Source organism: Staphylococcus sp. HMSC063F05 (genome assembly GCF_001837075.1).
Lineage (GTDB): Bacteria > Bacillota > Bacilli > Staphylococcales > Staphylococcaceae > Staphylococcus > Staphylococcus epidermidis.
Map to the genome: position 1 here is coordinate 36,775 of NZ_KV831360.1, position 6,169 is coordinate 42,943.

General features: G+C 31.9%; 7 protein-coding genes. 1 reads left to right on the forward strand and 6 read right to left on the reverse strand.

The genetic code is table 11. From position 1 onward, the window contains the following. Nucleotides 1-147: 147 nt before the first annotated feature. Nucleotides 148-972, forward strand: coding sequence for an RluA family pseudouridine synthase (locus HMPREF2576_RS09715; protein WP_001829804.1), 825 nt, complete (start codon nucleotides 148-150; stop codon nucleotides 970-972). A 360-nt stretch (nucleotides 973-1,332) separates the two neighbouring features. Here the strand turns inward: HMPREF2576_RS09715 and fumC are convergent, their stop codons facing one another. From fumC to queG, 6 genes are all read right to left on the reverse strand, one after another. Then, nucleotides 1,333-2,718: a class II fumarate hydratase gene (fumC, locus tag HMPREF2576_RS09720; RefSeq protein ID WP_070856426.1), complete on the reverse strand. Its 1,386-nt coding sequence runs from the start codon at nucleotides 2,716-2,718 to the stop codon at nucleotides 1,333-1,335. Nucleotides 2,719-2,902: 184 nt separating this feature from the next. Further along, nucleotides 2,903-3,307, reverse strand: a complete 405-nt coding sequence (locus HMPREF2576_RS09725; RefSeq protein WP_001829818.1) for a hypothetical protein — start codon at nucleotides 3,305-3,307, stop codon at nucleotides 2,903-2,905. 155 nt (nucleotides 3,308-3,462) lie between these two features. Next, the gene (locus tag HMPREF2576_RS09730) at nucleotides 3,463-3,642 is read right to left on the reverse strand and encodes an SAS053 family DNA gyrase inhibitor (RefSeq protein WP_002468490.1); all 180 of its coding nucleotides are present in this window, start codon (nucleotides 3,640-3,642) and stop codon (nucleotides 3,463-3,465) included. A 23-nt stretch (nucleotides 3,643-3,665) separates the two neighbouring features. Then, entirely contained in the window at nucleotides 3,666-4,265 is a 600-nt protein-coding gene (locus tag HMPREF2576_RS09735; protein ID WP_002456349.1) for a 6-phosphogluconolactonase, read from the reverse strand. Between the two features lie 157 nt (nucleotides 4,266-4,422). Beyond that, a complete protein-coding gene (trmL, locus tag HMPREF2576_RS09740) occupies nucleotides 4,423-4,893 on the reverse strand; it encodes a tRNA (uridine(34)/cytosine(34)/5-carboxymethylaminomethyluridine(34)-2'-O)-methyltransferase TrmL (protein WP_001829836.1) in 471 nt (156 codons plus the stop codon). After that, on the reverse strand, nucleotides 4,890-6,020 hold the full coding sequence (gene queG, locus HMPREF2576_RS09745) for a tRNA epoxyqueuosine(34) reductase QueG (RefSeq protein ID WP_001829814.1): 1,131 nt from the start codon (nucleotides 6,018-6,020) through the stop codon (nucleotides 4,890-4,892). The genes trmL and queG overlap by 4 nt, the downstream gene beginning before the upstream one ends. Nucleotides 6,021-6,169 lie beyond the last annotated feature (149 nt).

The window sequence follows — 6,169 nt, forward strand, 5'->3', positions numbered from 1 at the left end:
AAATTTAGCATTTTATCATTATTATACATCTCATTCTTTGTTTTTAAAAACTCACAATGTCGATGTTATTAAAACTTTCAAAATAAAACAAGTTATAGAGTCGTGCAAATATATGATATGATAGAACTGAGTTTATAGGAGGAAAAAATGAAATTTACAATACCTAAACAATTTAACGATTATACATTGAGAGAGATTTTCCAATATTTAAAATTACCTAAAAAAGACTTACATCAACTGAATATGTCTAAAGAAATTTTAATTAATAAAGAGTACGGTACATTATTAAATAATGTTAAAACTGGTGATCATGTTGAGATACCAACCCCTAATGAAGTAAGTAATTATTTACCAAGTTATCGATATGCTCAAATTTATTACGAGGATGATGACTTGGCCATTGTCATGAAACCAAAAGGTGTTAAAACGCATCCCAATGATTTAAAAGAGAGCAACACACTTATGAACCATGTGATTTACACTGTTGATAGTGAATATGTTGAGCCCATACATCGACTAGATCAAGAAACAGTAGGTTTATTGATAGTTGCTAAAAATCCGCTTATGAAAAAAATCTTAGACCGAATGTTAGAATATAATGAAATTACGCGTATATATAAAGCAAATGTCAAAGCGTTGTTACCTATTAAGCCACAAACGATAGATATGCCTATTGGTAAAGATAAATTTCATTCAAACAAACGAAGAATTTCCAACACAGGTCAACGTGCAATCACTCACATTATTAACTCTAAAATGATTAAAGAAGGTGTATGTCAACTCGACATTAAACTAGATACAGGTCGAACACACCAAATTCGTGTGCACCTTGCTGAGATTGGCCATCCAGTTATTGGGGATCCACTTTATGGAACTTCAACATTACGACAATTAGAGCTAAATAGTCATCAAATTGAATTTACTCATCCACTGACTCAAGAAATTATTTCTGTAAGTCTAGATGATAAATAGCAATATGTCGATGTTATCATTAACATTAAGTTAAATATCGAATTAAAAACTATATTATTTTAACTATTAATTAATGAAATAGGACAGAATGTTTTATTAAAAAAGTCAACATAACACCTAATTTCATCTTTCTCATTGCCAAACTACTAATATAGAGGCTGGGGCATAATTCCTAGCAAAATAGCCAGTAAATGAGTTTTCTATAAATTCATTTACTGGCTTGTTTATTTACAATAATTCGTATTGTTGGGTCGCTTTCTTAGGGGACAGCTTCAGCTTGTAGTCTTCAGCTTGTCCTGTTCCCTCAAGAGTCTCGCCAAAATACTTTGTTTTTATATGCAATTTTTATAATCTAGAAAATCAATGTGGGTCTACCATATCTTCTGGTTTTATCCACTCTTCAAATTGTGATTCAGTTACATATCCACTTTCTATTGCAGATTCTTTTAAAGTAAGTCCTTCTTTGTGTGCCTTTTTAGCTATTTGAGCTGCTTTCTCATATCCAATATGAGGGTTCAGTGCCGTAACTAGCATTAATGATTGATTTAAATAATTATTAATATTTTCTTCTATCGGTTGAATACCAATTGCACAGTTTTTATTAAAGGTATTCATTCCATCTGCTAATAAGTAAATAGATTGTAAAGTGTTATGCATAATTACCGGTTTAAATACATTTAGTTCAAAATTACCTTGAGAACTTGCGATACCTACCGTCGTATCATTCCCCATGACTTGTACTGCTACCATAGTTAACATTTCACATTGTGTTGGATTTACTTTTCCTGGCATAATAGAAGATCCAGGTTCATTTTCTGGAATTGAAATCTCAGCAAGACCTGCACGCGGTCCAGAGGCTAGCCATCTAATATCATTTGCAATTTTCATTAAATCTGTCGCTAGCGCTTTTAATGTTCCATGTAATTGTACAATTTCATCATGAGAAGTTAAAGCATGAAATTTGTTTTCAGATGATACGAAAGCATACCCTGTGTTTTGGGAAATATATTTGGCTACTTTATGACCAAATTCTGGATGAGCATTAATTCCCGTTCCTACTGCAGTTCCACCAATTGCTAAATTTAAAATATGCTTTTTTGATTCTGATAGTAATTGCTCACATTTTTCTAACATATAGCGCCAACCACTTATCTCTTGACCTAGTTTAATAGGCGTTGCATCTTGCAAATGTGTGCGTCCAATTTTAATGATTGATTGATATTGGTCTTCTTTTTCTTTAAAAGTTTGACGTAAATGGTTAAGTGCTGGCTCTAACTTAGTTTCAACTTCATGGAACAATGCGACATGCATAGCTGTAGGAAATGTATCATTTGAACTTTGAGATTTATTTACATCATCATTTGGATGGATAGTTTCCTTACTTCCATGTTTCTTAAGGTATTCATTAGCTACATAGCTTACGACTTCATTTACATTCATATTGCTTTGAGTACCACTACCTGTTTGCCAAATCACAAGTGGAAAATGATTATCTAGTTCTCCATTTAAAATACGATCACAAGCATAAACGATGGCGTTCTTTTTTTCATCACTCAATTTTCCTAATTCATGATTTGCTAAGGCTGCACCTCTTTTTAGTTGAGCAAATCCGCAAATGACTTGTATAGGCATATGCTCTTTGCCGACTGGAAAATTTCGTTTACTTCTTTCAGTCTGTGCACCCCAATATTTGTCTTCTGGTACTTCAATTTCTCCAAATGTATCATGTTCAATTCTGACTGACATTTATATCGCTCCCCCTATTGTTCTTTGTTTAATTGTAGTATAGCACTATTTAAATTGTATGAGCAATGTTGAAATAAACCGTTTACATTTAAAAGAAAATTTTTCCTATTAAAATAAAAATGAGTCCTAAATGATTTTTTTCATGTTCATTTATGACTCATATATTAAATTATTTCTTACTTATTTAATTCTTAGATTGTTGATATTTTGCTTTAGTAGCCTGAACAATAGCAATTGCAGTTAAAACAAATAGTATCACGCCTATAGTGAGAGTAACAGGACTTATACTTACTAAAACACCTAAAAATCCTGGTAATTCATTATAAAAATCATCCAAGGTGTATGTCAAAACTCCCGTTATTAATAGACAACAAATCACACTGATCACCACACCAGACTGATTACTTTTTATAAATGTATGTACATTGACATTATCAATAAGACCTTTTGATAAATTAAGCTGAAGTTGTACAATTTTGAACAGTAGTGGCAAGTATAAAGCGCCTAAAGCAAGTGGAAAACCTTTTATAGATATCAAACTCACTATAACAGTAACTATGACAAAGTGAATCCAGTATTTTCTTAACATTTAATTAATCTCCTTGTGTTAATGACTGTAAGTATCATATCATAACCAATCAAAAGGAGTGAATATTTTTACAACAAATCATGTGAAAGATAATACAATGCAAAAATCCAATAACTTAACATACTGATAAGTTACTGGATTTTTATGAAATCTATTTACTGTTTTTTTAAATCTGAACGAACTTCGTTATCATGAGATTGATTTAATTTTTCTTCATCATTTTCCTGTGAAATCTGTTCCATTTCTTTTCCTAATTCTTTTAAATCATCTAAGTCGGTAACCATAGCATTTTCTTCTTCATGATAATTTAATTTGGAATCTTTTTTGTTCGCCATCATTTATCCCTCACAAACTTATTTTATGCAAAACGTGCAGTGAAGTACTCTTTTACGTCTTCAGGTAAGCCTGCAGCCGCTTCTTTATCTAAGATAACATTGACCATACGGTGTGCTTTTAAATCCGATGGTTCAAAACTAGTCTTACCATTTTCACGGTAAAGTTTTTCTACCATATCGCGTTTATTAGCACCAGTAATAACTAAGAAAATTTCTCTAGCTTCCATCAAACCTTGACGAACGCTAATGTCAAGTTTACCATTTTCATCAATCGTAAGGACTTGCATTGTCAGTTTGCCTTTATTTTCTTTAGTCTTAATCTTATCTGAGATAAAGTCAATTGCATCATTTTCGTAAGAAATGGAATAAATTTGGCCTGTTGGCACACCCAAAGCCTCATAATAAGAATGATTATCATCATAATCTAAAATATTTATTTGACTGAAATCAACTGTATGATTTTCTACATTTTTCTTAAGTTCATCAAACACTGGTGCATGTTCTTTGCTCAAATGAAATCCTGCAATAGTAGTTGGATTATTATTAAATTGCTTACGTAGAATATCTGCAGTATATTCTGCTACTTTTTCACTATTATCAAATACTTTAAAATTCATTGCCATGTTAACTACACTCCTCTAAGTTTGCTCTTTTATTTAAGTCGATTTAATTTAAAGTATACCCTTTGTATTAATTATCAAACTATTATTTTTTATTGGCTCACAATTAATATAACATTTCTTGGGTTTATCTTGCATTTACTTTATCTATTAGCGTTAATTATGAAAGGTTAGGATAATCTTGTTGTCTCAAAGCTTCGTAAATCAGTAAAGCAGCAGTATTAGAAAGATTAAGAGAGCGTATATTGTCACTCATTGGAATTCTTAAAGCTGTTTTTGCATATTTCTCCTTAACCCATTCAGGAAGACCAGTAGTTTCTTTACCAAAGATAAAATAATAATCCTCATTAGTATTAGAAAAATTAAAATCGCTGTAGGTCTGTTTACCAAATTTTGTTAATAAATAGTAATGACCTTCTGTATTAGCAAAAAATTCCTCAATACTATCGTGATATGTAATATTAACATGCTCCCAATAATCAAGTCCTGCACGTTTTAACATTTTGTCTTCCGTACTAAAGCCGAGTGGTTTAATTAGATGAAGATGGGTTAAAGTACCCGCACAAGTACGTGCAATATTTCCTGTATTTGCTGGTATTTCTGGTTGATATAGTACAATATGATTTGTCATTTTTGTTCTCTCCTCATTTGCAAACCTTTTTTCATTTCGAGCTGCACTTCTTCAATCTCATTTTCATAATGCTCATCAATAAAAGATATAGCATCATCCTCTAAAATTTGTCCAATTGCCCAATATGCAGTACCTCTAATCATAGGTCTTGGATCATTTAATGCAACTTCTTTTAGTTCTGGTATAGCACTTTCTTCTTTAAAATGTGCCAAAGCTATAATAGCATTTCTTTGTATTGGTTTTTTACCTCTCCAAGCACCTGCCAAATGCCCATATGTACTTTTAAATTTCTTGTTGCTCATTTGAAGTAAAGGTACAAGACGTGGTTTCAAAATTTCAGGTTCCAAGACAATATCATCATGCTGAGTATTAATACCACGATTTTTAGGACAAACTTGTTGACATGTATCACACCCATATAATCTATTTCCAATTTTATATCGATATTCATCTTGAAGATAACCTTTAGTTTGAGTTAAAAAACTAATACATTTTTGGCTATTTAACTGACCATTTCCAACAAGTGCACCTGTTGGACAGCGATCAACACAAATTGTGCAGTCACCACAACTATCTAATAAAGGATCATCAGGTTCAAACGGTATACTTACTAACATTTCACCTAGGTAAGACCAAGTCCCTAATTCAGGAGAAATCACAAATCCATTCCTACCCGTGAATCCTAATCCAGCTCTTTCTGCTACTGCTCTATCTGACAATACACCGGTATCAACCATCGATTGGATTTCGACATCAGGTACTTTTTCTTTGATGAAATCAGCTAATTTATCAAGTCTCTTACGCATAATGCTATGATAATCTTGGCCCCATGATGCTCTTGCAAACATGCCTCTACGATCACCTTTAACACTTTTTGGTGCACCTTTAAGTTTATTAGGATAACCCACAGCTATTGCAATAATAGAACGTGCGCTAGGTAAGCTTAGTTTAGGTTCTGTACGTAATGATATATTTGATTCCTCAAAACCCGATGCATACCCTTTTGCATGGTATTCCTCTAATTTTTGTTTCAATTCATCAAAAGGATCTGCAGTAGTAAATCCAATACTATCAATGCCTATAGAATGAGCAAAGTCTATAATTTCTTTTTTTAGTTTATTGTTCATTAGCTTTGCCACCTTTTTAAAATTACATATGCTATTCTAACATAAGATTATGTATCAGAGTTGGCATAATATTGTGATGATAAAAAAATATAGAAGTTGGGACAAAAAAGTCCACGATAAGTAAATAAAGACAATTTCTATTGAAATAA

Excerpts from the sequence above, each read along its gene's own strand:
- HMPREF2576_RS09715 (WP_001829804.1), top strand. The coding sequence starts at position 148 with ATGAAATTTACAATACCTAAACAATTTAACGATTATACATTGAGAGAG.
- HMPREF2576_RS09725 (WP_001829818.1), bottom strand. The coding sequence starts at position 3,307 with ATGTTAAGAAAATACTGGATTCACTTTGTCATAGTTACTGTTATAGTG.
- fumC (WP_070856426.1), bottom strand. The coding sequence starts at position 2,718 with ATGTCAGTCAGAATTGAACATGATACATTTGGAGAAATTGAAGTACCA.
- trmL (WP_001829836.1), bottom strand. The coding sequence starts at position 4,893 with ATGACAAATCATATTGTACTATATCAACCAGAAATACCAGCAAATACA.
- queG (WP_001829814.1), bottom strand. The coding sequence starts at position 6,020 with ATGAACAATAAACTAAAAAAAGAAATTATAGACTTTGCTCATTCTATA.
- HMPREF2576_RS09735 (WP_002456349.1), bottom strand. The coding sequence starts at position 4,265 with ATGGCAATGAATTTTAAAGTATTTGATAATAGTGAAAAAGTAGCAGAA.
- HMPREF2576_RS09730 (WP_002468490.1), bottom strand. The coding sequence starts at position 3,642 with ATGGCGAACAAAAAAGATTCCAAATTAAATTATCATGAAGAAGAAAAT.